Genomic DNA, 25,035 nt, shown 5'->3' with positions numbered 1-25,035 from the left:
GATAAATGGATGATAAAGAGTTGTTAAAAAACGTATTTGATAATCAAGTTTCTATCGAACAGACAGATTACAGAATTAAAAGCCATAAAGAACCTATTGAAAATATAAGTAAAGACCTTGCAGAATCATCTGATTATATTCATAGCGAGGAATCTGGCTTAGAAGAACTTAAAAATGCTATTAACAAATTTCACTTGGAGGAATTTGACATTCCGACTGAAGAAAGTATACAGGAATTAAACCCAAATGATGTTGTTCATCTCGTTCATTCGTCACTTGGTGATAGTGACGAATTGCATGTACAAACTTTCTTAAATGTATCCGAAAAAAGACTTGAAAAAGTTGTTAGTGGCGACTATCTGGAAGAAGTTGAATATCTAAATTATGATAGTATTCAAGAAATCATGGAAGACTTAGAAGAAAACGAATTTGATTACTTTATTGAACTAGATGAAATAGATAAAGATGAATTGATAGAAAAAAATAATGCCTATACAGTATCAGAGGAACAAATAAGAGAAAATACCGACACTTTAGGTACAATCATGTACGAACCAAACAATAAAGCACAACAATCATTATTAGTAGAAAATCTTAAAACTGGTAAAAATCATGAGTACGCAATTAATAACATGAATATCAAATCAAACGGAAAACAAATCCCTTTATCCAAAATATTGGATAACAAAAATTTAACAGAAATGAATCAATCCGTAAAAAGCAATGAACCTACTTCATTTATGTTAAATAAAAATGAAATGCAGAAAGTAGAACAGCAAGGCTTAATGAAAGGTTTAGAAACTAATATTCCTGACAATAAGCAAGAAGCCTTATTGGAACTAAAAGAACAATATACTTCTTTCCAACATGCTTTAAAGGAGGAAAGCAAGGGGGGATTAACGGAAGAAAAAGTTATTAATCGAATGGAAATTGAAAACAAATATAATTCATCCAAAACTGAAGTAACCGAAACTTACCCTGAAAGCAAAGAAACCATTCAAATGATGGAGAAAAACGTTAGATCACAGCGGGGTAAAAGCAATCAAAGTAATTTAAGTATGTAAATTAAAAAAGACAGATAACTATTATAAAATGAAGTTATCTGTCTTTTTTGAACTACCAGTACTCGAACCTAAAGTGGATTTGGGTATAATTTTCAAATGGAATAATATAAATAAAAAAGTATTCGCCATAAATGAATAAGCACAGTGATACCGTAAAGCGAAAGTATAATGTAATCTATAACCTCTAAATGATTGAAGTCAATTAATGTCACTATAACTAACAGCCCAACAATCAGCACCATGATATTTGTATATCCAAATTTTTTAAGCATTATATTTGTAGATGCGTTATACTGTTAACTACAGGGAAGGTTTTATCTGTCCCTGTGAGTTATTTGCGACGTTTCTTCTTGGTGGGAGAGCGTCTCTTTTTTTGCCTTTAACGCACCTACTCTATCCTCCTTCACTCTAATTAACTTATCTTTGCATACCCTTATTCACTGTATACTTGGTTTGAAATTCCATCCTGTTACAGTGTGTGACGTGTTTCATGACAGCAAGATGCTCTTTGCTCGTAATCTGCCCATAACGTTCACAGCTTGCCAGATTTGCTTTATTTAATATTACTTCATTATCATCAGTACATAACACTGCTGAATCTTTATTTAATCCGTTTTCATCATTTTTATTGATTCTAACGCCATATTTTTTTGTTAAATAATTATCAGTCCGGCTAGTTATTGTTCTACATATAAGTTCATCATCAGTTGATTGAATAACAAGACAAGGTCTTTTAACAGGAGTGGTTTGCTCCCCTGTTTCTTTATTAATAAACGATAATTTCACGCCTATAATGTCTTTCCGTTTCACATCATATGGAGATATTTCTTCCATAAGCTATCCTTGCCACAGTTTCATTTGTTTTTTATCATTTACGTCAACAACAACATGACCTTTTTCGTTATATTCAACTTTATTTGGTTTTTTACCTAGTTTTCTGAATAACTTGTCTTGTTCTTCCTTTACTTTTTCTAAACGGTCAATTTCTTTTTCAATTTCCTCATTGCTCATTTCGTTATTCATAAGATAAACACCCCTTCATTTGAATTGTATAAGTAATTATAACACATTCCAAAAGAAAAGTGTAGTATTGTATTATTGTGTTAATTTAATTATTGCATTATTGTGGTATTGTGTTATAATCAAATTAGAAAATTAAGATGTCTAATAAAAAATCTAGGAGGAATTGAAATGAAAAAGGAACAATTCATTATTTATAATTTAAATGACAACACAAAAATGTATATTGAAGATGTTTATGCTGAATTTGCTTTATTAAAGGCATATGCTAAAAAAGTTGATAAAACACCCGATAATTGGAACAACCATAAAAACAAACTCAAAAAAGGAAAAAAGTCTTACATTATAGAGGATAGCGCTTTCGGTACATTAGCCATGATAAAGCCAAAACAAGCCATAAAGCAGGAGATAAAACTTTACGAAAATCACAACATAAAGCCAAAATATGATTTTAATTATCTACATGTAATGCTTGGTAATGAGAAGGTTTAAAATCAAACAACTATCCTAATATAAAGTATAAATCCTGTAAAGGCTTTATACTTTTAAAAATGTGTTAATGTATTGTTGTGTTATTGTGTTATATATGATATGCTTTTAATTAAGAAGTTAAACAAAGGATTAAGTCTTTCTTTTATTTAAGAGGAAGATATATTTTTTACATCATTGTGTTATTGTGTTATTGCATCAATTAAATCTAAGGAGTGAAATAATATGAAAACAATTTCTGTAACAATTTCATGCTGTGGAGAAAAACTTATTTGTAGAGGATATACAACTACATGCCCCGTTTGTCTATCTAGTTACAACCAGACTGGAGAACCATCAGCAAACCATGAACAATGGATTTATGAAATGGATGAACCTTTGGAAATTATTATGAACCCACTTATTGATGATGATTGGAAATAAGGCATCTTATTCTACAAGTAAATAATAAAACGGAGTGATTCTAATGGATCGCAAGCAAACAACTATTTATGATTATCTTTCAAAAAAAGATGATGAATTATATATTAAATTAGTGAATTTAAAAAACGGAGATTCAATTTCAACAGAGAACATTATAATTTATCTAAATAAATTTGGATTTTATGAGGTTTCTTATCAAGATGAAGAAGAATCGGCTTTTCGACAATTAACAGATTGTTATAATTATGTTTCTGAAAAACTGGATGAATTAAAAATGAAATAATGTAGTATTGAGTTATTGTATTATAGATACATTTTTAATTTTTTCTAGTTGTGTTATTGAGTTATTGTATTATATAGTATATAATTAAAATTTGAAGGGAGAATACATTTATGTCTAATGTAATAACAGTCGGTAATTTTAAAGGTGGCGTTGGTAAAACAACCAACTCGGTTATGCTTTCTTATATATTGAATGAAAAAGGATACAAGGTGCTAATGATTGATTTTGACCCACAAGCCAATGCAACTAAATTCTTAACAAACACCTTTGATGTCAACTTGAATAACTTTACAAGTATTTATGAAGCCATTGAGAAGCAAAAATTATCTGATGCTATTCTTAATCTTACAGAAGGCTTTCATTTACTCCCTAGTGCGTTGGATTTAGTTAATTTCAAGGATTTTTTGACAGAAAAAATTGGTGACAGCGATAAATCAAACAAGCATTATTTTCTTAAATTTTTACTTGAAGATATAAAAGATAACTATGATTTTGTTATAATTGATATTCCTCCAACAATTTCAGAGTTCTCCAACAATGCAATAACGGCGTCTGATTATGCATTAATAATCATGCAAACAGATATCGATTCATTGTTAGGGGCAATAGAATTTAATGATTATGTGAATGAGATGCAACAATTTAATCCAAATGTTGATGTAGTTGGTGTACTTCCTTACTTCCGTAAAAAAAGGAGTAGAAATGATAAGTATATTTTCAAAACAAGCCGGACTAATGACGCACTAAATATTAAAAATTTAATGTTTAAGAGTTATGTGTATGACCATGATAGGGTACAGACCTTTAGGGTTAATGGTATAACCAATAAAGATCACCACGATAAAACCGTATTTAAAATGTATAACGGTGTAACAGATGAATTAATTAAGAAAGTAGGTATAGAAAATGGCTGAAAAAGACTTCAATGAATTTTTAGAAAAACAAAAACAAGGGAAAAAGGAAAATCCAATTACTACTAATAAAAAAAACAAAAAAGAACCTAAAAAACAACCACAATATAAATCGATTCGCATTTATCCTGATGATTTCGTGGAGTTCAGAAAAATGGCTTTTGAACAGAATAAACACATTGTTGAATTGGTTAGCGAATCACTGGAACTACTCAAAGAGCAGTATAAAGATTAATTTATGTGATTATAAGAAAGGGGGGAGTTTCTGGTGAGTACAGCAAAAAAATATTTGAATAGCAATACCTTATTTATATTTATTGCGCTTGTAATCATTGCTTCCCTGATTTTTATAATTGCAACAAATATAAAGTTGATACTGCTAGGAATAGTAGCCATTCCATTATTGTTTATAGTTGGATATATAATCTTTAAAATATCTATATTGTTACTATCTATGTCACTCACAGTTATTAGTGTAATCGTTCTGTTTTCAATTATCGGATGGTGTGTATATTTATTTGGGTAGAAGATAGTAAAAAAGCTATCTTCTTTTTTCTAGAAAATATTACAAAATAACAAAAAGTATGTTATGATGTGAAATAGATATTACAAAAGAAATACTATTTATTGGATATTGTTAATTCAAAATATTAATTTTAATTAATAATATAAAAAATAAAAATAAAAAAAGAAAACCCTCTGGCTCTCTATTATTTTATGGTTCTGTCGCCAAACACTCCATAAAATAAACTCTTAAACAGAAGGTTTTACTCTAATCACTATATTCAAATATGTTTACATTATAGCATAATGTAGGTTTCTAGTAAACCAGTAACTTATTTGTTTTATAAGTTCATAAGTATAGAGTAAAAATCTTTGTTTTTGTTATCTGGGCTAGTGGACAAAAATGGAGGTTTTTTATTATGTCAAAAGCAAGCTATAGAAATGTTAGAAAAGGAAAATTTACACAAATCAATAACAGTTTACTTTGGAATCAAGAACTATCTCTGCAAGCTAAAGGCTTGTTAAGTATATTTTTATCTAATTCAGAAACTTTCGAGATAAATATGAAAGAGATTATCACACGATCTAAAAATGGACGTGATGCACATTATAAAGCTATTACAGAACTAATAAACTATGGATATTTTGCTAGAGTAGAAGTAAGGGATTCTGATAAACATTGGTTTGAAAATATAGAATATATATTTTCAGATGATAAAGAAGATGTTGAAAATGAAATTATTAATATAAAGAATTGGGCATCAGAAGAAAACAAAAAAATCTTGATTGAGTATAAAGGAGAATCTGATAAGAAGAAAAAGGTGAAAAAGGAAAAGAAAACACCGTATACTGAAAATCCGTATACGGGAAATGAGGATACGGAAAATCCGAATACGGAAAATCAGTACATTAATAATACTAAGGGTAATAATACTAACTTAAATAATACTAAGGGTAATAATACCAATTCATTTGAAACAGAAGAAGAAGAAAAAATTAATAATATACCTCCTTCATCAAAAAATGAAATAGACCAAGAACAAATGATTTTACTTATTGATAAATTAAATCAAAAAGGGTGGGGAGAAAATAAAATAAAAGCTATTATAAAAAGATTAATAGAAAAAGGTATTTACCAATTTACGACAAAAGAAATCGATCGACAAGTGGATTACATGAGTAAAGAAATGGGTAAAGAGGAAGTAAACTTTCATACAGATAAGGGTTTTGCTAAGTATTTTGTATGTGGTATTGAAAAATTAATCAATCAATCCCAGATTGTATCAATTTATCAGAGAGAACAAATGATTGAACAGCAATTAAAAGAAGAACGGTCAAAAGAGAGGAAATCATTATATTATAACTGGTTGGAAGAAGCCTGAAATTTATATATATTGAATAATCCCTAGTACGCCTTGTATCCCTATATATAAGTTTGATATGATTATTTACGAATTTAAAATAAAAATATCATTCATTTAACTAGAAAATGCGTATTTTGAAATAAATTTTTCTGTTTTTGTAATAAAAATTTCGAAATATATATTGCAAATTAGTTGGAAATAATATATAATGGGGGTACAAGGTGATGGAAATGAATATGGTGATACCAAAATTTTATGAATCTCTAGAAAGATACTCAATAAGTTATGATGAAAAAACAGGTGAGCTTTCTGATACATTAATTTTTATTGTTTTTGAATCCCATAGAAAGTTGCCAGTAGACAGAGTTTTAATTTTTAAAGATTATTTTTTATTTATTGATGACGAGAAAAAAGAAAGCAGAAAAGTATTTTTCAAGCAAATAAAAGGTTACAAAAAGCCAGATGATTACATTGAAATTAAGTAAATTATGAGAAGGTGGTTTCATTGGGAGAAAAAAGAATATCACAAGCAGAATTATCTTATAAAGCTGAATCAGTGAAAACATATGACAATGAAATCTATAAATTGCAAGGATCTATTGCCGTTAACCAAGAAAACGGAGAAATTAAAAAAGTTGCTGACATTTATTATCGAGTGCGTACAGCCATTGATGAAAAGAAACAGGTTGTAGCAAAAAGAAAAAAATCAACAGATGAACTTGGTAAAAGTTAATTCAAATGGCTTAATGCCTTTTTGAATATAAATGTATTTGACAACTGAATATAAGTGCTAATATTCATTCAGGCGTATGAATATTGGTTAACAGATATTTAAGGTTTGTGTAGTTCGATTCCTAAAACTAGACATTGCTTTACTAGCTTTTTACGCCTTTATTATTACTGGTTCTTCGTACATAGCCAAAAACGTTGTGCATTGGCAAGCAACTCTAAAGTTCGCAAGTTGCCATAGGGTTAACACTTTCAGCCATAAAGTGTAGGAATCCCATTCTTATACAAATATGGTATGATGAAATCAAATGAAAAGATGGGGTGGTTTAATGACCAAAAAGAAAGTCTATGCTGTTTTATTCACCTTACTAATTCCAATGGTTTTGTTAGGTTGTAGTGGTGGTGGTCAAGTAGAAGAAATGGGGTATCAAGACTTTAAAGAAACCATTGGGGAAGAAAATTTCACAGGGTTTGCTTATATATTGTCTAATTTTAAAGCAGAAGAAGATGGTTATTTAAATTCTATAATAGATGTTTTTGAAGAAGAAAATGCATCATTAGTTTTTTATAATGACCAACAAGCAAGCGATAGGACACATGAAATTTTTAATGAGGATAGTGGAAAAATCGATTTATATCTACCAACCAATGATATTGCATATATCGTAGATGGAGAAGTGGTAGCTGAATTTGAGATAGATGAACAAATTACTATGAATGAAGGAAGAAAGGCATTGTCCTCTTTCATCAATGAAAATAGAGAGTAAGACAAATTGAAAGATAAGGAGTGTATTATTTTTGGCAAAAGTTACACAGAAAGAAAGGAAGAAAAATAAAGAAATCGCAAAGCAAATCATGGAATTTTACGACATTAATTATAACGACTGGCTTCATCAGATGCATAGTGATTATATTGATGAACATTTAATGGATTACATGAAAGAACAAAGTACATCCTCTGAAACACCTTCTTCTAAAACAGAAGAAGAAGAAGTGAAGAATTCCGATAATAAAGATGATATAGAAAATGGTTTTAATTCATAATTATTAATTCAAATAAGGAGTGAATCAAATGGAATCATTAATCGAAACTGGAAAAGATATACTGGAGTGGGCGCAACGACTAGGATTAATCAGTGCAGCTATTGCTTTTTGTATTGGTGGTTATTTCCTAATTTGGGGTGGAGATAGAGGTCGAGGAAGAAGTGTAGGTTGGTTTATTGGGGCGGCAGTTGGCTTAGTCATTGTAATGGGTGCTTATGGTCTTGCTGAAGGTATCGATAGTAACATTAAGTTTGACGGTTAAATCACAGTAGAAAGTGGTGTTTATAATTGCTACTATCATTTACTCAATGGGATACAGATAAGAAACGTATATCCGACGATTATCAAGGAACTAAAATTGAGATAAATATACATTTTATTGAGTATGTTATTGAACTTAATCATGACAATATAAAATCTCAAATCGGCTTAACAAGTGGGAAAACTTTTAATCTTGTAGAAACCCAATCAGAGGTTATAGACAAAGTAGGATTATATTTTTAACAAAAGAAGTCATACACATGTATGGCTTCTTTTTAATTAATACTATTAAGAGGTGATTTATTAATGCTATATGTTGTTTTTACTAATATAGATCACACCAAAATACCAAAATTCGAAAAAATTCCTTTCAAGGAAGCTGTTTCATTAACAAATGAAATTGAAATGGAAATGAGACCGAAGAAAAAGGTGTTATCGGGTGATTTTTATTTAATAAGGGATGAAGATAATGAGACGGTATATTCCGGAACATTTAATTTTGGTTCAAAATTTGCTCCCAATTTATTTATTCATATAAAGAAAAATCTTCCAAAAATACGAACTAGCAAAGAAAAAGAAAAGCAACGGTTACTTCTAATAGAAGAAATGGAAGAACAGACGGAGGAGGTATATAAGAAAGAGGAAGATTTTTCAGACGATGATTTGAGTAATTTGGATAAATCTAAAATATCTCACCTGAAAAGGTGGCAAAGAAGAACTGTTTATGGAGTTGGTCTATTTTTTGCACTAGCTTTTCTAGGCTGTTTAACTTTCTTTATGATACAAGTTGCATCGTTTCAAAATGAATATAATCAAGTACAGGCTAATAGCGAGGAACAGGAAATACTTCTTAGTAATTATGAAAAAGCCTTGCTTGATGACCGAGAAGATATGATAACGTACCTTTCTGAAAAAGAGGAACTTACAGAGGAACAGAGAATGATTTATGCTAATCACTTAGTTAACAATGAACAGTATGAAGAATTAGTCAATTTATTTGATGAAGACCCAATTTTGGCTCTATCTTATTTAACACAAGTAACTGATGATATTGCTACGGTTGAAGCATTCAATGAAGCTTATCCAACCAGTGAAGGAGAATTTGAAATAGCTTATGCAAACAATAATTACAAAGATTTGCTAGCCATTGAAGATGTTGAAATGAATGTAGAAAGAAGCAAAAAGAAAACATATGCTTTGTTAAAAACAGGAAATATCGAAGATGCAAGAGCCGAACTTGAAAATAATAATGATGAAGAATTATCTAATAAAATCGATGAATACGAATCTTTAACGGAACAAATCGAACAACTGAACAGCCAAATATCAGACTTAGAAGACGATATAGACGATGCAGATAAGAAAAAAACAAGAAGAAAACTTAGAGGCGACAAAAACGATCTTGAAGATGAAAGAGATGAATTAGAAAATCAAAGAGGAGATTTATAAAACACTTCAATGTGAAGTGTTTTTTTATTTAGAAATGGAGTGATGGAATTCATGCGATATATACGAAATAAATATTTACACCAAGCACTAGCGTTATTCTGTACTGTTGTGTTTTTTGCGATTTTGAATTTAATTGCAAACCTCATTGTAGTGAATGTAAAAGATATCTTTAAAGCTGAATCATTCCTAGAAGCACCAGATATTAATTTAAACTTAGTTGGTTTCCTAACAACATTTAACGAACTGCCAGTCATTATTTATCTGGGGTTAGGTTTCTTATCGCTAATGGGCGGAGGAATGATGTACTATAAAATGCGTTCTAATTTCAAAAGTTTAACTGATAGTGGTTCAAAGGGTACTAGTCGTTTTACAACATTAAAGGAGTTGAAACAACAGTATAGACAAATACCTGACAGAAAAAAAGAATTTAAAAAAGGTGGGGGCGTACCTGTTTCTCACTATAAAAATAAAATTTTTATCGATGATTCACCAGTTAATAATTTATGGATTGGAACAACTAGGTCAGGTAAAGGGGAAATGGGGATGTTCCCTTTAATTGATATATATTCCAGAGCAAAAGAAAAGGCATCGATGGTAGTGAATGACCCTAAAGGAGAACTCTATGCTAGTAGTGTAGATACATTGCTAAAAAGAGGTTTTCATGTTGAAGTTTTAAATCTTGCTGACCCGATGCAATCGATGGCTTATCAACTATTACAAGTTGTTATTGATTCATATGAGGAAGGGGATATTCAGCAAGCTGAATTATATTCAAAATCGATCACTGACATGATTTATATTAATCCAAACGCTAAAGACCCTTTCTGGCAAAACAATGCTAGTGCATTGTGTAGAGCTGTTATCTTAGGTTTATGTGAAAAAAATATTCCAGATAATAAGGGAAAAGTCACCATGTATAACGTTGCAAGTACCATCAATACGTTAGCATCTGAAGTTGAAATTGATGAGGTAACAGGTCAACAAACAACTGGATTGGATAAATTCTTTGAAAGTTTACCAGAAAATCATCCGGCAAAATTACAATTTGCTACCGTTAAGTTCTCTGCCGGCGCACCACAGACAGTTGCCGGCATTTATGCCAATGCGTTTGAGAAACTAAACATTTTTACAATGACACCTGTTGCAAAAATGACATCAAAAAACTCTTTTCCAATGCGGAAAATTGGATTCGGAAAATATTTATCTGGAAAATCGAAACCGTTAAGTAGGTTAGAAGTTGTTTTTCCAAAAGGAGTGAAGGAAAGCGTTAAAACCAACGTCAACGGTCTTTTTAAGATTAGTCATGATGCAAAGCTCGATGTTGGAGATAAAGTCACTTTAAAGATTAAGAAAAGCTCCATCAAACAAGTTTTAGAAGTAACAAATATTAATGAAGAAAATGGAGAAGTATCATATAACAAAGTCGAAGATGAAAAAGAAAATGAAGTAGGAATAGAAATGCATATTTTTGAACATTTCACAAAGCCTACTGCCTTATTCATGATAACACCAGACTATGATAAATCATTGCATGTCATAGCTTCATTATATGTGAAACAGTTATATACTGAATTATCAAGAATTGCCAGTCTTAGAAAAGGCGGTAAAACCATTAGAGAAGTTATCTTTATTCTTGATGAATTTGGAAATATGCCAATTATTGATGATATGGGAACAATGATTACGGTTTGTCTTGGAAGAAACATGCGTTTTAACCTTGTTATTCAGGCGTATAGTCAATTAAAACAGAATTATGATAAGGATTGGGAAACTATTGACGGTAACTGTGCTAACACTATTTATATACTTACTACTTCTAATGATACAGCAGAAGAAATCTCGAAAAAAATTGATGAAAAAACAATTGAATCAACCAGTAGAAGTGGAGATTCATTATCTCTGGACAAAAATAAAACTGAAGGCACAGATGGAAGACGCCTGCTAAATGCAGGTGAATTAAGAAGATTAAAAGAGGGGGAGATGGTTGTTATTCGAGGAATCAAAAGGCAGGATAACGATAGAAAGAAAATTGTCCCTTTTCCTATATTTGCTACAGGGGAAACACGCATGAAATATCGTTATGAATATCTGGCAGATGATTTTGATACTTCCAATTCTATAACAGAAATCGATATCCCATGCCCCCATGCTGACTTTGATTTAAATTCAAATATTTACCGTTTTAAAGATGAAGATGCATCTGACGGCATAAAGACAATAGGAGAGCTATTAGATGGAGATAATATTCTATCAATCATTACGAAAACAATGAAAAAGAATACAGATATGGATGACACCGATGTATATAATTTAACTCCAGAAGAATTTAAAGACATTATGTTTGGCTTACATCAAGAAGGAGAATTAGCATCCAATACGTACAATGTAACAATGGATAAATTCAATATTAAAATGAAAAAGCTAGAGGGAGAGGTTGAACATGAACAAGCTACATCTTAAAGAATCAAAAATCGATCACTTCATTCAAGTATATAAAAATCAATTAGAAAAAAGAGAAATGGTTGTAAAGTTAACAGATTCTTTTATCATCGTTTGGTTTGATACCAACGATGATAAATACCAAATATTAGTTAATCCATATGAATCAATAGAAGAAAAAAATAGTGTAATAAATTATGATATTTGCCTTAACAGTAACTCAAATGATTTCTTATCCGTTTAATGGCAAATAAATAAGGTGGTGATTGAATGGATAATGAACAAATATATGAAAAATTAGTTGAATTTGGAGATTACCTTAGTAAAGGAACAGTTGTACAAGATGTTATTCGACAATTTATGTGGTGGCTTGTTCAAGGTTTGGTATGGATTGTTGATTCTTTGGAGAATGTCACTGACACGATTTTAGGATTAAAAGGATTTTACGATAATCCTCAATTCGTTGACTTTATAGAAGCATTCCGTCCAGTATTAGTTGTTTTACTTGCTTTAAGTCTATTGTTTATAGGTTATTTGTTAATCTTCCAAAAACAATTTAATAGGGAAGCTGTCTTGACAAATATTTTTGTAGCTTTAATTGTCATTGTACTTTTAGGTGCAGGCATGGATAAAGCCGATAAATTCACAGGCGATGCTATAAACGCAATTAACAACGCAGGAGAAGAAGAAGAAGGTGGAACGGTTGCTACGGATGTTGTCAGAGATAACATTGTAGATATTAGTGTTTTTGATATCAATGGATGGGAGAGTACAGATGTAGATGCATACAACCAATTATCATCTGATTATGTCATGGACATTAATATTAAATCCTATTTGACTGAGGGTAGCCAAATAACAGAAGAACAAGAGTTAACTGATGACGGAGAGGAAATTTTAAGCCATTCCATAGAGACAATAGGTGACGGTAACCGGAAAGTAGTCGAGTTGGAAGACGGAAATTGGGTTACGGATATAACTAAAGAATATTATTATCGGTACACTGTAGATTGGTTTAATATCATTGCCACTTTGGCAATTTTAGGATTTGTTCTAGTAACAATCGCTATCAAATTAGCAAAACTTTTCTTTGAATTAGCATTTAACTATGTCTTGGCTAGTTTGGTTGCTCCTGCTGATCTTCATTCAGGACAAAAAACGAAAACAGTAATACAAAATATATTAAGTATTTTTGTGGTTACGATGTTAATCTTTTTATCGATGAAAGTTTATATGATTGGAACTTCCTTCTTGGCTGATGAATTAAGTGGCGTTGCTTATATCGTTGCAATGATTGGCTTTGCTATGGCTGTTATAGATGGTCCCAATATCGTTGAACGTTTATTTGGTATTGATGCAGGCATGAAATCAGGATGGGGTGCGCTAGCCGGCACACTAGCATTAGGAAAAGGTGCATCTAACGCAACAAAAGGGCTTGGCAAAGGTTTAAGCTCTGTTGCAAAAGGAAGTAGTGCTGTTGCTAGTAAGAGTACCAGTGGCGTTGCAGGTATGGCAGGTCTGGTAAGTGGATTTAAGAATGGTAAACAACAAAACTCTTCCAATGGTGAACAGACGAAAAATGAATCTGGAAATAACACTGAAGCAACTACAGGTCAAACGGATGGTACAGAATCTGAATCTACAGAACAAAGTGACAATACTAATCCATCCTCTGGACACACCGACCAACCTAGTGGATTGCATCAAGAAATGGCTCAAAAGAATAAAAATAGCGATGGGGAAAATGGAAAACCTAAACCTTTACGTCAAAGAATGGCTGATAAATTTAAAGGCAAGGGTAAAGGTAAGGGAAATAATGTATCGAAAACAGGAAACCCAACTACAAGTAATCCAAACAGTCAGCAGACACAATCTGTAGATGGTGAAAATAATAGTCCAGAAACTACTACGGTTGCAAATCAGCAATCGAAGCAAAATAATCCTACGCCTTCAGGAAAAGGTACACAAAATAATCCTACACCATCTGCAAATGAAGGAAATCAAACAACAAATCCAACACCGTCAACTGGTGCAGGAAATGGAAAACAACAAACGACAACTTATGAAAATCAGCAATCCAAACAGAATACGCCTAAAACATCTACTGGAAAAACGAACGGACAAACGACAAAAACATCCACTGGTAGAAATAATGGCGGAAACCCTAGTGGAAATCAGCAAACAAGCACACAACAAACGCAAAAATCAGGAAATGGTTCTCCATCTGTTAGCACAAGTAGTGGAGGAAATAATCCTACGCCTACTCCAACACCAACAACTGGCGGTGGAAATACTAGTGGGTCAGAAAAAGTAAATACAGTAGATAATACAACGGTTGTATCTAATGACAATACTTCAACGCAAAAAGAAGTGACGAAAGAAAACAATCATGTTATTGAAGAAAACAGAACAGCCGGACAAGTAATTAAAGAAAGAGTATCGAAAACAATTCATTCTAATAGAACAATCAATAATGCTAAACGTAATTATCAAATCGGTAGCAATACTGGTAAATCTATTAGAAGAAATTTCAAAAGAAGAAAATAAAAGAGGTGATCTGGTTTGGCTAATTACCGAATACCAAAAAATGTATCGAGTGAATTAAAACTAAATAAAGCCTTATATCTAACAGATTTAGGTGTATTAATCACTGTATTAGTTTTAACCATTATACTCAATAACGTTGTACATGAAAGCTATACATGGTTTTTCTATGGCTTTATGGTTTGTGTGGCAGGGGCTCTTATTATAAGACCTGCCTCCAACCCTAAAAAACGAATGTATGTAGCTATTTATTTGTCTTTACGAAAGAGAAAAGACACGTATTGTGCAATTGATTATGAAATAGATGAAAGCGAGGAATTAAACGATGGCAATATTTGAAGAAAAATCCAAAAAAAACGGTTCTTTTATTCCCGAAAAGCAAACCCCCATCTTCGATGAAAAAAGCATGCATAAAGAAAAAGTTAAAAAAGAGAAAAAGGTGCGAGTGAAGCCAAGTTTTGCCGACATGTCTCCTTATGTTGATATAACTGCCAACGGCTATATTGAATTAAGAGATGAAGATGGATATTTTGAAATTGTTCAATTAACATCCAAAGATATCTATTCCCAAAACAGCGATGACAGAGAAAAAGATATCTTCCTTCTTGCTTATTTTTTTCAGTGGTATTTATACGATATTAAAATTATTCCTTTAAATTTTCCGGTAGATACCAGTTCTCAACAAAGGCATCTCTTAAAAAAATTAGAAAAGGAAACGAGAGAAGCCTATCGTTACTTCTTGCAACAAAAATTAGATGAATTAATTTTTATTGAGACAGAGCGTACCAATAGGGAATATTACATGTTGGTTTATGCAGATGATGAATTCACCTTACAGACACGTTTAAACCACGTATACCGGTTACTACAACCTGTGCTTCCAGTGGTTCACTTGAATGACCAGAAGAAAATAAATATTGTTTATAAAATCAATAACTTAAACTCTAAAAATAAATCAGCTAAGGGGGCGAATTAATATGTCTGTTGTAAAAAACATTTTATCTAAAGTGCAAAGGAAAACAGATATTGAAAATGAGAGCGAAAAAGAAAGTCTGGGATATAACCCCTACTTACTATCTGAAGTACAGCCACAAGGTGGTATACGCTTTGATGAAGCGTATACCAGAAAAGGGGATGGTTATGAAACCTGCATTCATGTTTATGATTATCAAACGATTGTTAATGAATTTTGGTTAGAGCAGATTATGAACATGCCAAATGTAGTGGCAACTTTAGATGTTTCTACACCAAACCGGAAAGAAATTGCAGATAAGTTAAACAAGTCTATGGCTGAACAAAAAAATAGGGGAGAAACAGCTAAAGATACTTCTGATCTAATAGAAGCATCAGAAAGCTACGAAGAATTACAAGAAGTCTATAACTCTATTCGCCAAGGCGAGGTTATGAAACGTATTATTATTCGTCTTTTTGTCAGTGCAAAGACAATTGATGAATTGGAATTATCCGTTAAGGAAGTTATTGATAATCTGGAATCATTGAATTTTAGAGGTTCTGTATTTCTGAATGAACAAGAATATGAATGGCAGAGCATGTTTACGAATTATAATGTCCAACAAAAATATGCCAATAAAAGAAAGGGCATAGAGATTCCTTCCCTATCCTTAGCGGCAGGATTCCCATTTCATTTTACGTCATTAAATGACCCTTATGGAACGCATTTAGGTACAACAGAAACGAACGGAAATGTAATCTTTGACCTTTTTCATCAGGACAGAATCCGTAAATTTTACAATGCTTTAATGATTGGAAAGATGCGTTCCGGTAAATCAACTACACTTAAAAAAATTGCTTTGGATAGTGCGGTAAAAGGTCATAAAGTTAGAGTTTTAGATATAACAGGAGAGTTTGAAGACCTCACTCTAGCAAACGATGGGAAGGTAATTGCATTAGATGGCTCTAATGGATTAATTAATCCGTTACAAGTTTATAAGACCGTTACACTTGACGATGGCTCGACAGACGAAAAAGGGTCATTTACACAACATTTAAGTAAAATGAGTGTATTCTATCGATTTTTAAGACCTGATGTTGGGAATCAAGAAATTCTCTTATTTGAAAATATATTGAGAGATTTATACGTCAAAAAAGGATTGTGGAATGATGATTACGTTCAAAATATAACAGAGCAACCAAACGAAAACTACCCTACCATGAGCGAATTACTGAATTTGGTGAGAGTAGAACTTTATGAAGACTTCGAGATTAAAAAGATACATGAAAACTTAACGGAGAATCGAAGTAAATTACTAGAAAATATTGAATTAATTCTAGAAAACCTTGTTAAAAACTATGGTCATTTATTCGATGGACAATCTAGTTTAGAACATTTTGATGAAATCGATTTTGTATCATTCCCTTTAAGAAATCTTGCAGAATTGAAGCCAGAAGTGTTTCAGGCTCAACTATTTAATGTAATGAATATGCTTTGGCAAGGAATGCTTGTAAATGGACAGCCCCAATATAAAGCATTTAATAAGCACTTATTAGATTTTGAAGATGCAGTCAGATATTTAATAATAATTGATGAAGCACACCACATTATTAATACAGAAAAAGGCGCTGAATCACGTTTGAAATATATCAAAAATTTTATGAGAGAAGCCAGAAAATATTTTGGTGCGATATTCTTTGCAAGTCATTTAATAACAGACTTTGTACCAGAAAATGCAGACCAAGCAAGTGCAGAAGAAATCAAAAAAATATTCAATTTAACGCAATATAAATTTATTTCACAACAAGATAGTGAATCTCTAAAAAAATTAAAAGAAGTATTTGCAGGACAGCTAAATGAATCAGAATTAGCACAAATACCATTTTTACAAACAGGAGAAGCCATTTTATCTATTTCAGGACTAAAGAACTTAAAAATGACAGTTGATGTTTCGCAGGCAGAATTAGACTTATTTGGTGGTGGTGCTTAATGAAAAAACTTGCGAAGGGTCTTATCTTTGGAGCTACATTAAAATGGAAACTAATAATTGGTGGTTCGCTCGCATTGATAGCTCTTTTAGTTATTCTTGCCATCGGAATCTTCCAATCTATTATTGGAGGTTCTGGTGATGATTCATCGCAAGACGGAGAATTTGTTGATATAGAATCCGGATCGCAACAAATAAGTGAAACCGTTGAACAGTATAGAGATGACGTAGAATATTATGCTAAAGAATATGAAGTAGAAGAATATGTTGATGTTTTATTAGCAATGATGGAACAAGAATCTAGTGGAAAGGGCAGTGACCCTTTCCAAGCTAGTGAAAGTAAATGTGGTTATATTGGATGCATTACTGACCCAAAAGAATCAATCGAACAAGGAGTAAAATATTTCTCTGAAGTATTAGAACAAGCCGAAGGAGATGTGGAATTAACGTTACAATCATATAACTTTGGTGGAGGTTTTATTGATTTTGTTCTGGATAAAGGAGAATCATATTCTAAAGAGTTAGCGATTGAATTTTCATCAATGAAATACGCTGAATTGAGACATACTGGTATTTATTCATGTATACATCCAGAGTATTCAGATGTAGGAGCATGTTACGGAGATGTAGAATATGTAGATAATGTTTTAAGATATTATCAGCCTGTTTCATCTGACCAATTAGAAGGAGTAGAAACAGCAAATGCAAGTGCAGAAGATGGAGATTTTGCAAGTCCGGTAGAAACGCCACTAGTTACATCTGAATTTGGTAATCGAACACATCCGGTTACAGGTGAGGTTGGAAAATTTCATAGCGGAATTGATTTTGGATGCAACAATGGTGTCACGAATATTTTGTCATCAGCTAACGGAGAGGTTGTTTTTTCTGATTGGTCTACTGGATATGGTAATACAGTGATTGTTCAACATGATGATAATTTATATACGCATTATGCACATATGAGTTCAAACAGTGTAAGTGTAGGAGATAGTGTTTCCCAAGGTGAAGAAGTAGGAGTATGCGGAAGCACAGGTCAATCAACAGGACCACATCTGCATTTTGAAGTTAAAGAAGAAGCATGGGGCGGACACAATAATCCTAGAGATTATATAGATGTACCGGAAATACAAAGTTAAAGAAAACGATCTAATTATAAATTAGTTTCTTAAAAGGAGTGATTCAATGGATGTTATAAAATTGTTCCGAAACATTGTTATTATTTTATTAATTCTTGCTGTGATAGTAAACATATATTTATTTATATCAAACAAGAATAGCAATGAAGAAATCGAAGCAATAAATGAAGAAAATACCGAATTAAGAAGTGAGAACGAATCACTTCAATATGAGGTAGATAATTACTCAAATACGGAAAGAGAAGAATATTATAATACGTTAGTAGAACAAGCAGACAAGTTTATAAACCTTGCTTATACTGTAAAACAAGAAGGATATGAACAACGAAAAAGTGAAAGTGAAAAGATTATGAATGATGATTTGATACAAACATTTTATCCTTCTGATACTTTGTATCAAGAAGATATTATAACAGAAATTGATAACCCAAAAATCTATATTGAAAAGCTAGAAAAAGGACAAAATAGAGTGAACGCTTTGGTAGAAATGGAGCATAAAACAGATTATTTGAACAATGGTAAAAGCTATGTATCTAACTTAATTGTTCGAATTACATTTGAAAATATAGAAGGAGAATGGATTGCAGTTGAGCATCATGCTATAACTGAAGATGGAGAACTTAGTGATTTAAACAGTGAGGAAGGTGAATAAAAATGTTATCAAAAGATAGAGTTTCTTTAAAGAGAAATTCCAGTAAAGTTTATATTTCTATCGTTATTGTAATGGTATTAGGTTTTGGTTTTTTTATTACTTCTGGATTTATTTTTGAAGAAAAAATTCCTGTAATGGCATCTCCAATTAATGAAGAAATTGAAATATCAACTAGCCAAAACTTAAAAATATATGAATGGATATATGATGAAGATAAGAATGAAATGCAAATAATTTTAGAAACAAATAATTTCAAACGAGATTACGACAGTATAAATTTTGAAGCATTTCAGCGCAGTGATGGTGAACAAGTATCAATCGAGAATATATATACGATGGATGATGTTCATGTTTTAAAAGTAACAGATTTTGACCCTGAATATATTCAAATTGCTATTGATGTCATTGGTGAAAATCAAACAAATGATGTAGAAGAAAGTGGAGATGTTGATAATCAATATGAAGAAATAGAATCTCAAAATGATGAAAATCAGCCGGATGTAGAAATAGTTGATACAATATTTACAGATTATCGAGAAGTAAATAATGATGAAATTATTCTGGAAAAGGATACAGATTATACAAACTATATATCTGAAATTATAATCGCAGATACTGAACAAGAAATTGAAAAAACCAATACTTTAATTGAAGCAAAGAATCAAGAAATAGAAGATAATAAATCAAGAATACAAGAATTAACTGACGAAAAAGTTTATCAAACACAAGACGAAAAAGTAACAACAGATTCTAATATAAATGGATTGGAAACTGAAAACCAAACAATCGAAGATGAAATCGGAACATTAGAATTTAGCATTACAGAATTAGAAGATAAAATTCAAAAAACCAAACAAAAACAAAGAGAAGAATTATTGAATTAACATCAAAATATAAGAAGGGTATCAGCTAAAAATGATGCCCTTTTTTATTTTTATACTATGCACAAACTATGCACGAAGGCTTTTATGGTATGCACGAATCATGCACAAAATATAAAAAATATGCACAAACTATGCACAAAAACCAATATTAGCGATAGCGTGAAAAAACTTGGCTCTGCCAAGGATAACACCTCCGGTGATATCATTTTTCCCTTATGCTCTTTCTATCATGGATGGACTATCTAATCATTTGATGGTAAAATATTAAAAAAGAGGTGATAATCGTGGATTTAGTTATTAGAAACATAAACCCAACTATCTTAGGAGAGTACAGTGAAAAAGCAAAAAAAGTAGGTAAATCACGACAAGAATATTTAAAAGATATGATTGAAAGCTACAGCATTTTAAATAATATAAACGACAGAGAAAGAGAATATAAAAATCAGTTAGAATTAAATTCACAGTTAATGATGGAGTTAAAAAAATCATTAGATCGGAATAATAGCTTATTGGAATTATTAATGGAAGATGATTGATAATGATAAATACAGATAAGAAAGCATCCGTAATTATAAAATCAAAATTTATTGTTAGTAATAATTCAGATAAAAAAAGTTTCAATGAATATATTAATTATATAGATAGGGAAGAAGCAAAAAATAAAATCGAATTTGCAGACTATAATAATTATATGGATGATGAAATGAAAACAAGTTCTTTATTTACAGAAGATGATGATAGCGTTTCTGAACAAAAGAAAGAAGAAATAAAAAAAGCATTTAAAAAAGCGCAAGATAAAGGAAGTGTTTTATGGCAGGATGTTGTTTCTTTTGATAATGATTGGTTAGAAGAAAACGGTGTTTATAATAAAAAGACAAAATATGTTGATGATAAAAAACTGAAAGATATTACTAGGAAATCTATGAAAGAAATGCTTGATAAAAATCATATTGATAATAATGCTATTTGGTCAGGGGCGATTCATCATAACACTGACAATATTCATATTCATATTGCTACCGTTGAATTATCTCCGAACAATTACAGAGGGAAAAGAAAATTAAAGTCATTAGAAAAAGTAAAATCAAATTTTATTAATAAAATTATGGATAGGTCAAAAGAACATGAGAATATAAATAGCATTATAAGAAAAGATATTGTTCATAGTAAAAAAGAAAATCAAACATTTAATATGTTCAATCGTACTTTCAAAAAAGATTTCTTATCAATTTATAAAGCACTCCCTGAAAATAAAAGATATTGGAATTATGGATATAATAATATAAATCATGTCAAACCTAAAATTAATGAACTTACAAAAAAATATATCGATAAGTATCATAAAGATGATTTTGAAAAGTTAGATAAACTTTTAGATAAAGAAGTCGATAATTTAAAAAAAGTTTATGGTAAAGGTAATAATAAACGTTACGATGATTACAAAAAAAATAAAATGGATGATTTATATAAAAGAATGGGTAATGCCTTCTTGCAAGAAATGAAAGAGTACGATAAAAAAATAAACAAAATTGAAGAAAAAGATATTCCAAAGCCTATGAAGAATGCAAAAAAAAATGTAGCTTTCAAGCAAGTAAGATATGGTTTAGATCGTTTTATATATAGCGATATAAAATCAATGAAAAACCAACGAGCATTTGAAGAATTGCAAAGAAAAACAGAACAGGAAGGGAGATATCAATGAGTGAATATTATGCTAAAAGGTTGCGAATATCAAAAGAATCATATGATTACATGATGAAGTATGCTGAAGAAAATAATATCGCCAGAGACAACCGAGTTATTAATCATATTATACAAGACCATAAAGAAATGAATAATATTGATTCCCAAAAAGGTGATTTAATTTCTTCTATTAGTGAAGGTATTTCAAAGGAAATTAATAAGGAAATAAGAAGAATCAGATTAGGTACAAATAATACTGATAGAAACACACAAGTTATTATTGAGTTGTTGAATGGATTGTTCCTTAATGATGATGTGAATGATATTATCACAACAGATCAGATGGAAACACAAGCACTAACAACAGCAAGAGATACTGTTCAAAAAAGAATCGAACATCTGCAACAAAAAAGAGCAGATTACTATTCAAAAGGAGAGTGATTTTACTATGAGTAATAATTTATTGAAGTATGAATTTGGTGTACTTAAAGAGTACGGAGAAAATGAAGCAATCGTTGATGTTTATGGAAAGGAATATCATATATTGCTTTCCGATGAAGAAGATAAAATACTTCAAAGCATGCTTTTAAATGAGAATATTTCTTATGTCGGATTTGATACAGAAAATGAAAAAATTGTATTTGATGATGTATTTAATATGAAGGAATTAGACAATGAAGTTGTTTCAGATATTGATTATGGTGTATCAGATGATGGTAAAGCAGAATAAATATTGGAGGTAATAAAATGGCAAGAAAAAAATATAAAACTCCTGAACAAAGAAAAAAAGAAGTGAATGAATTAGCCACTATGAATAATGAGAAAGTGAATAATTATTTTGATTCACCTGAAAATCTTAAAGAATACTTTGACTTTATGGCAAACATGAACTTTTATGATTATTCTACTCGAAATTCGATACTCATTCAGAATCAATTCACCGGTGCAAAAGCTGTAGGTAGTTTTAAATTTTGGAAAGATAAAGGTTTCCCTGTAGAAAAAGGTGAAAAAGGAATCAAAATATTAGCACCGTATATTTATAAAACTTTTGATAGGGAAAAAAACGGTAATAAAGTTACTACGCCAGTAAAATATGCAACTTCAGATGAAAAAGAAAAAATCAATCGTGGAGATATCGCTGTTAAAGAAAATCTTTCATATACAGTAGGTCATGTTTTTGACATATCTCAAACAAAAGCAACGCAAAAAGATTTACCACAAATATTCCCTAACAAGTGGTTAGATGGTTCAGTTGAAAATTACGAAGCCATGAGACAATCGCTTGAAAATCTATCTAAAGATATGGGCGTAGAAATTTTAGATAAACCTTTAAGAGAAGAATTGGGTGCATCTAAAGGAGCTTATGTTGAATATTCACAAGTTAATGCGAATGGAGAAATGGAAAAAAAGAAAGGCATAGAGTTAAATCCTAGAAATGGAGAATTACAAAATGTAAAAACTCTTGTTCATGAATTAGCTCATGCTAAACTGCATAATTCGGAAACTGAAAACAGCAAGAAATTAAATCATTCAGAGATGGAATTTCAAGCAGAAATGACAGCGTATACGGTCTGTTCATACTTTAATATTGATACCAGTGATTATAGTTTACGGTATCTTGACCAATACACGAATAATCACGAAGATATCAATGACCGGATAGCTTTGTTAGATGAAGTCAAGCAAACATCCTATGAATTCACTTCTCATATTGAAAAGGATTTATTACTAGAAAAATCTTTTGATTATTCAGTTGAAAATAGTATGGAAAATGAATTGTCCGATCTAAAAAATAAATATAATGATGTTCAGATTATAGTGGATGATAAAATAACAAGTATTAGCTCCTTATCTGAAGAACAATTTGACCATTACTTTTCAGACGAACATGGACGTAACATTTTAGAACAGTATGAAGGCATGGAGAAAGATGAAGTCATTAAAAACTTTAATAACTTTGGTCTGGAAAAAGGCGTAGATACAAACGTGAAAATGGTTGATGGACATTTGAAAGAACCTCATGCTTTTGTTGTTTGGAGCGAAGCAAAAACAGATAATCGATTAATGCCAGTTCAAGAAATGGATAAAATGTTAGCAAAAGAAAATCTATCTAGTTTTGTACATTCTAATTATGATAAAACAAGAGTGAATTTAGTCGTTCCTAATGATGGAAAGGTATCGGTGCATCAATTGGACAGAATTGATTTAGGGGATGGACACCATACCACTTTATCTAATCATCTGAAAGAAACGAATCCCAATTTATTAAAACATTTACCCAAAGACAACAATCATTTGAATGAAATTTATAATGAGAACACTATTTCTGAAACGATTAAAGGTATATATAACAAAAACCTTCAACTAGAAAACAGTCCGAATACAGATGAATTAGAAATGGAAGTAGCAAAAGGAAAGCTGACACATTTGGAATCTTTTGCTAAAGAAAATATAGGAATGAATCAATCTAGAATCGATGAATTAAAAGGTCAAGTTTACACTGATTTCACCTATCGAAATGATTATAAAAATACCCTGAATGAAATGGTTAACCTTCAAGGCTCTTACAAAAAATATCAGGAATACCTCAAAGAAGAAAATAAAGGCTCATTATCAGAAGAAAAGATTGTCAATCGGATGAAGGCAGAGAACTCGTATTTAAAACAGAAGGAAGATGCAATTGAATCCGGAAATGTAGATGAAGGTACGATTGAGAAGATGGAAAAGTCTGTGACGAAAGATTCCAAAACTATTACTGATGAAAAAAAGCAGGAAAAGGTTCTTCCCTTTCAAAAAAAGGGGATTAAAAGCAATGAATATGGATTGAATATGTAATACTTCAATACTTGTTAGGGGTGAACTGAAATGAGGGTATCGTCAGAGGAAATCGAACAAGCTAAAGAAGTACCACTAATAGATTTTATTGAAGCTAACGGTATAGATGTAGAAAAAGAAGGGAAAAACTACCGATTAGTTGAACATGACAGCTTAGTAATCACCGGAAATAAATTCTATTGGAATAGTCGTTCTGAAGGCGGATACGGATCGATAAGTTTTGCAATGACATATTATGACTTAAAGTTTCCTGAAGCCGTAAAGCGTGTGAATGACCATGAATATAAGGAATTTACAAATGTGGCTGAAGAAGAAAAACAGTCGTTTTTCTATCCAGAGCAATATGAAGTAAGCGATACTTCCGCAATTAAAAATTATCTTT

At 31.1% G+C, this 25,035-nt stretch carries 30 protein-coding genes and 1 pseudogene; 29 read left to right on the top strand and 2 right to left on the bottom strand.

All coding sequences use genetic code 11. The features are described from left to right. Nucleotides 1–5: 5 nt before the first annotated feature. Complete coding sequence (locus MKY45_RS23120) at nucleotides 6–1,064, top strand: hypothetical protein (RefSeq protein ID WP_341173521.1); 1,059 nt, start codon at nucleotides 6–8, stop codon at nucleotides 1,062–1,064. 417 nt (nucleotides 1,065–1,481) lie between these two features. On the opposite strand, the gene MKY45_RS23115 is transcribed toward MKY45_RS23120, so the two are convergent. After that, nucleotides 1,482–1,898: a type II toxin-antitoxin system PemK/MazF family toxin gene (locus tag MKY45_RS23115; RefSeq protein ID WP_341173520.1), complete on the bottom strand. Its 417-nt coding sequence runs from the start codon at nucleotides 1,896–1,898 to the stop codon at nucleotides 1,482–1,484. Between the two features lie 3 nt (nucleotides 1,899–1,901). Beyond that, complete coding sequence (locus MKY45_RS23110) at nucleotides 1,902–2,087, bottom strand: hypothetical protein (protein WP_080871774.1); 186 nt, start codon at nucleotides 2,085–2,087, stop codon at nucleotides 1,902–1,904. A gap of 168 nt (nucleotides 2,088–2,255) precedes the next feature. On the opposite strand from MKY45_RS23110, the gene MKY45_RS23105 reads away from it, so the two are divergent. From MKY45_RS23105 to MKY45_RS22970, 28 genes and pseudogenes are all read left to right on the top strand, one after another. Further along, on the top strand, nucleotides 2,256–2,576 hold the full coding sequence (locus MKY45_RS23105) for a hypothetical protein (protein ID WP_341173519.1): 321 nt from the start codon (nucleotides 2,256–2,258) through the stop codon (nucleotides 2,574–2,576). Nucleotides 2,577–2,798: 222 nt separating this feature from the next. Then, entirely contained in the window at nucleotides 2,799–2,996 is a 198-nt protein-coding gene (locus MKY45_RS23100; RefSeq protein WP_341173518.1) for a hypothetical protein, read from the top strand. A gap of 43 nt (nucleotides 2,997–3,039) precedes the next feature. Then, nucleotides 3,040–3,279: a hypothetical protein gene (locus MKY45_RS23095; RefSeq protein ID WP_341173517.1), complete on the top strand. Its 240-nt coding sequence runs from the start codon at nucleotides 3,040–3,042 to the stop codon at nucleotides 3,277–3,279. 110 nt (nucleotides 3,280–3,389) lie between these two features. Then, nucleotides 3,390–4,193, top strand: a complete 804-nt coding sequence (locus tag MKY45_RS23090; protein ID WP_341173516.1) for a ParA family protein — start codon at nucleotides 3,390–3,392, stop codon at nucleotides 4,191–4,193. Beyond that, nucleotides 4,186–4,425 carry a hypothetical protein gene (locus MKY45_RS23085; RefSeq protein WP_341173515.1) on the top strand — a complete coding sequence of 80 codons (240 nt, stop codon included), beginning with the start codon at nucleotides 4,186–4,188 and terminating at the stop codon, nucleotides 4,423–4,425. Before MKY45_RS23090 ends, MKY45_RS23085 begins: the two co-directional genes overlap by 8 nt. 33 nt (nucleotides 4,426–4,458) lie before the next feature. Continuing rightward, nucleotides 4,459–4,716: a hypothetical protein gene (locus MKY45_RS23080; protein WP_341173514.1), complete on the top strand. Its 258-nt coding sequence runs from the start codon at nucleotides 4,459–4,461 to the stop codon at nucleotides 4,714–4,716. Between the two features lie 397 nt (nucleotides 4,717–5,113). Further along, nucleotides 5,114–6,076 carry a hypothetical protein gene (locus MKY45_RS23075; RefSeq protein ID WP_341173513.1) on the top strand — a complete coding sequence of 321 codons (963 nt, stop codon included), beginning with the start codon at nucleotides 5,114–5,116 and terminating at the stop codon, nucleotides 6,074–6,076. 206 nt (nucleotides 6,077–6,282) lie between these two features. Beyond that, nucleotides 6,283–6,543, top strand: coding sequence for a hypothetical protein (locus MKY45_RS23070; protein ID WP_341173512.1), 261 nt, complete (start codon nucleotides 6,283–6,285; stop codon nucleotides 6,541–6,543). 20 nt (nucleotides 6,544–6,563) lie between these two features. After that, nucleotides 6,564–6,791, top strand: a complete 228-nt coding sequence (locus MKY45_RS23065; RefSeq protein ID WP_341173511.1) for a hypothetical protein — start codon at nucleotides 6,564–6,566, stop codon at nucleotides 6,789–6,791. Between the two features lie 304 nt (nucleotides 6,792–7,095). Next, the gene (locus MKY45_RS23060; RefSeq protein ID WP_341173510.1) at nucleotides 7,096–7,554 is read left to right on the top strand and encodes a hypothetical protein; all 459 of its coding nucleotides are present in this window, start codon (nucleotides 7,096–7,098) and stop codon (nucleotides 7,552–7,554) included. 31 nt (nucleotides 7,555–7,585) lie between these two features. Continuing rightward, nucleotides 7,586–7,831, top strand: coding sequence for a hypothetical protein (locus MKY45_RS23055; RefSeq protein WP_341173509.1), 246 nt, complete (start codon nucleotides 7,586–7,588; stop codon nucleotides 7,829–7,831). 28 nt (nucleotides 7,832–7,859) lie between these two features. Then, nucleotides 7,860–8,093: a hypothetical protein gene (locus tag MKY45_RS23050; RefSeq protein ID WP_143833146.1), complete on the top strand. Its 234-nt coding sequence runs from the start codon at nucleotides 7,860–7,862 to the stop codon at nucleotides 8,091–8,093. A 305-nt stretch (nucleotides 8,094–8,398) separates the two neighbouring features. Beyond that, nucleotides 8,399–9,541, top strand: a complete 1,143-nt coding sequence (locus MKY45_RS23045; protein WP_341173508.1) for a hypothetical protein — start codon at nucleotides 8,399–8,401, stop codon at nucleotides 9,539–9,541. Nucleotides 9,542–9,592: 51 nt separating this feature from the next. After that, nucleotides 9,593–12,001: a VirD4-like conjugal transfer protein, CD1115 family gene (locus tag MKY45_RS23040; RefSeq protein WP_341173507.1), complete on the top strand. Its 2,409-nt coding sequence runs from the start codon at nucleotides 9,593–9,595 to the stop codon at nucleotides 11,999–12,001. After that, on the top strand, nucleotides 11,982–12,224 hold the full coding sequence (locus tag MKY45_RS23035; protein ID WP_341173506.1) for a hypothetical protein: 243 nt from the start codon (nucleotides 11,982–11,984) through the stop codon (nucleotides 12,222–12,224). The genes MKY45_RS23040 and MKY45_RS23035 overlap by 20 nt, the downstream gene beginning before the upstream one ends. Nucleotides 12,225–12,250: 26 nt before the next feature. Continuing rightward, on the top strand, nucleotides 12,251–14,527 hold the full coding sequence (locus MKY45_RS23030) for a pLS20_p028 family conjugation system transmembrane protein (protein ID WP_341173505.1): 2,277 nt from the start codon (nucleotides 12,251–12,253) through the stop codon (nucleotides 14,525–14,527). 15 nt (nucleotides 14,528–14,542) lie between these two features. Further along, nucleotides 14,543–14,863, top strand: coding sequence for a DUF5592 family protein (locus MKY45_RS23025; protein ID WP_080871711.1), 321 nt, complete (start codon nucleotides 14,543–14,545; stop codon nucleotides 14,861–14,863). Next, entirely contained in the window at nucleotides 14,850–15,500 is a 651-nt protein-coding gene (locus MKY45_RS23020) for a hypothetical protein (protein ID WP_341173504.1), read from the top strand. Before MKY45_RS23025 ends, MKY45_RS23020 begins: the two co-directional genes overlap by 14 nt. Nucleotides 15,501–15,519: 19 nt before the next feature. After that, nucleotides 15,520–17,466 carry a VirB4 family type IV secretion system protein gene (locus MKY45_RS23015; protein ID WP_080871790.1) on the top strand — a complete coding sequence of 649 codons (1,947 nt, stop codon included), beginning with the start codon at nucleotides 15,520–15,522 and terminating at the stop codon, nucleotides 17,464–17,466. Next, on the top strand, nucleotides 17,466–18,599 hold the full coding sequence (locus MKY45_RS23010; RefSeq protein WP_080871713.1) for a lysozyme family protein: 1,134 nt from the start codon (nucleotides 17,466–17,468) through the stop codon (nucleotides 18,597–18,599). Before MKY45_RS23015 ends, MKY45_RS23010 begins: the two co-directional genes overlap by 1 nt. A 46-nt stretch (nucleotides 18,600–18,645) precedes the next feature. After that, complete coding sequence (locus MKY45_RS23005; RefSeq protein ID WP_080871714.1) at nucleotides 18,646–19,251, top strand: hypothetical protein; 606 nt, start codon at nucleotides 18,646–18,648, stop codon at nucleotides 19,249–19,251. Between the two features lie 2 nt (nucleotides 19,252–19,253). Then, on the top strand, nucleotides 19,254–20,135 hold the full coding sequence (locus tag MKY45_RS23000) for a hypothetical protein (RefSeq protein WP_341173503.1): 882 nt from the start codon (nucleotides 19,254–19,256) through the stop codon (nucleotides 20,133–20,135). A gap of 284 nt (nucleotides 20,136–20,419) precedes the next feature. Then, nucleotides 20,420–20,671 carry a hypothetical protein gene (locus MKY45_RS22995; protein ID WP_080871716.1) on the top strand — a complete coding sequence of 84 codons (252 nt, stop codon included), beginning with the start codon at nucleotides 20,420–20,422 and terminating at the stop codon, nucleotides 20,669–20,671. A gap of 2 nt (nucleotides 20,672–20,673) precedes the next feature. Further along, nucleotides 20,674–21,837, top strand: coding sequence for a MobP2 family relaxase (gene mobP2, locus MKY45_RS22990; protein ID WP_080871717.1), 1,164 nt, complete (start codon nucleotides 20,674–20,676; stop codon nucleotides 21,835–21,837). Then, nucleotides 21,834–22,259, top strand: a complete 426-nt coding sequence (locus MKY45_RS22985; RefSeq protein ID WP_341173502.1) for a hypothetical protein — start codon at nucleotides 21,834–21,836, stop codon at nucleotides 22,257–22,259. The genes mobP2 and MKY45_RS22985 overlap by 4 nt, the downstream gene beginning before the upstream one ends. Nucleotides 22,260–22,266: 7 nt before the next feature. After that, complete coding sequence (locus tag MKY45_RS22980) at nucleotides 22,267–22,548, top strand: hypothetical protein (protein ID WP_341173501.1); 282 nt, start codon at nucleotides 22,267–22,269, stop codon at nucleotides 22,546–22,548. A 17-nt stretch (nucleotides 22,549–22,565) separates the two neighbouring features. Beyond that, the gene (locus tag MKY45_RS22975; protein WP_341173500.1) at nucleotides 22,566–24,653 is read left to right on the top strand and encodes an ArdC-like ssDNA-binding domain-containing protein; all 2,088 of its coding nucleotides are present in this window, start codon (nucleotides 22,566–22,568) and stop codon (nucleotides 24,651–24,653) included. 30 nt (nucleotides 24,654–24,683) lie between these two features. Next, nucleotides 24,684–25,035: pseudogene (locus MKY45_RS22970) on the top strand (hypothetical protein); the annotation flags it as partial.

Origin of the sequence: Oceanobacillus sp. FSL K6-0251 (genome assembly GCF_038004725.1) — a bacterium.
In the GTDB taxonomy this organism is placed as follows: domain Bacteria; phylum Bacillota; class Bacilli; order Bacillales; family Amphibacillaceae; genus Oceanobacillus; species Oceanobacillus oncorhynchi.
Note: the sequence above shows the minus strand (reverse complement) of the source record. Positions and strands in the feature narration are given on the sequence as shown.

What these genes read in the sequence shown, in the direction of transcription:
- MKY45_RS23120 (WP_341173521.1), top strand. Translation starts at nt 6, where the DNA reads ATGGATGATAAAGAGTTGTTAAAAAACGTATTTGATAATCAAGTTTCT.
- MKY45_RS23115 (WP_341173520.1), bottom strand. Translation starts at nt 1,898, where the DNA reads ATGGAAGAAATATCTCCATATGATGTGAAACGGAAAGACATTATAGGC.
- MKY45_RS23110 (WP_080871774.1), bottom strand. Translation starts at nt 2,087, where the DNA reads ATGAATAACGAAATGAGCAATGAGGAAATTGAAAAAGAAATTGACCGT.
- MKY45_RS23105 (WP_341173519.1), top strand. Translation starts at nt 2,256, where the DNA reads ATGAAAAAGGAACAATTCATTATTTATAATTTAAATGACAACACAAAA.
- MKY45_RS23100 (WP_341173518.1), top strand. Translation starts at nt 2,799, where the DNA reads ATGAAAACAATTTCTGTAACAATTTCATGCTGTGGAGAAAAACTTATT.
- MKY45_RS23095 (WP_341173517.1), top strand. Translation starts at nt 3,040, where the DNA reads ATGGATCGCAAGCAAACAACTATTTATGATTATCTTTCAAAAAAAGAT.
- MKY45_RS23090 (WP_341173516.1), top strand. Translation starts at nt 3,390, where the DNA reads ATGTCTAATGTAATAACAGTCGGTAATTTTAAAGGTGGCGTTGGTAAA.
- MKY45_RS23085 (WP_341173515.1), top strand. Translation starts at nt 4,186, where the DNA reads ATGGCTGAAAAAGACTTCAATGAATTTTTAGAAAAACAAAAACAAGGG.
- MKY45_RS23075 (WP_341173513.1), top strand. Translation starts at nt 5,114, where the DNA reads ATGTCAAAAGCAAGCTATAGAAATGTTAGAAAAGGAAAATTTACACAA.
- MKY45_RS23070 (WP_341173512.1), top strand. Translation starts at nt 6,283, where the DNA reads ATGGAAATGAATATGGTGATACCAAAATTTTATGAATCTCTAGAAAGA.
- MKY45_RS23060 (WP_341173510.1), top strand. Translation starts at nt 7,096, where the DNA reads ATGAAAAGATGGGGTGGTTTAATGACCAAAAAGAAAGTCTATGCTGTT.
- MKY45_RS23050 (WP_143833146.1), top strand. Translation starts at nt 7,860, where the DNA reads ATGGAATCATTAATCGAAACTGGAAAAGATATACTGGAGTGGGCGCAA.
- MKY45_RS23045 (WP_341173508.1), top strand. Translation starts at nt 8,399, where the DNA reads ATGCTATATGTTGTTTTTACTAATATAGATCACACCAAAATACCAAAA.
- MKY45_RS23040 (WP_341173507.1), top strand. Translation starts at nt 9,593, where the DNA reads ATGCGATATATACGAAATAAATATTTACACCAAGCACTAGCGTTATTC.
- MKY45_RS23035 (WP_341173506.1), top strand. Translation starts at nt 11,982, where the DNA reads ATGAACAAGCTACATCTTAAAGAATCAAAAATCGATCACTTCATTCAA.
- MKY45_RS23030 (WP_341173505.1), top strand. Translation starts at nt 12,251, where the DNA reads ATGGATAATGAACAAATATATGAAAAATTAGTTGAATTTGGAGATTAC.
- MKY45_RS23020 (WP_341173504.1), top strand. Translation starts at nt 14,850, where the DNA reads ATGGCAATATTTGAAGAAAAATCCAAAAAAAACGGTTCTTTTATTCCC.
- MKY45_RS23010 (WP_080871713.1), top strand. Translation starts at nt 17,466, where the DNA reads ATGAAAAAACTTGCGAAGGGTCTTATCTTTGGAGCTACATTAAAATGG.
- MKY45_RS23005 (WP_080871714.1), top strand. Translation starts at nt 18,646, where the DNA reads ATGGATGTTATAAAATTGTTCCGAAACATTGTTATTATTTTATTAATT.
- MKY45_RS23000 (WP_341173503.1), top strand. Translation starts at nt 19,254, where the DNA reads ATGTTATCAAAAGATAGAGTTTCTTTAAAGAGAAATTCCAGTAAAGTT.
- mobP2 (WP_080871717.1), top strand. Translation starts at nt 20,674, where the DNA reads ATGATAAATACAGATAAGAAAGCATCCGTAATTATAAAATCAAAATTT.
- MKY45_RS22985 (WP_341173502.1), top strand. Translation starts at nt 21,834, where the DNA reads ATGAGTGAATATTATGCTAAAAGGTTGCGAATATCAAAAGAATCATAT.
- MKY45_RS22980 (WP_341173501.1), top strand. Translation starts at nt 22,267, where the DNA reads ATGAGTAATAATTTATTGAAGTATGAATTTGGTGTACTTAAAGAGTAC.
- MKY45_RS22975 (WP_341173500.1), top strand. Translation starts at nt 22,566, where the DNA reads ATGGCAAGAAAAAAATATAAAACTCCTGAACAAAGAAAAAAAGAAGTG.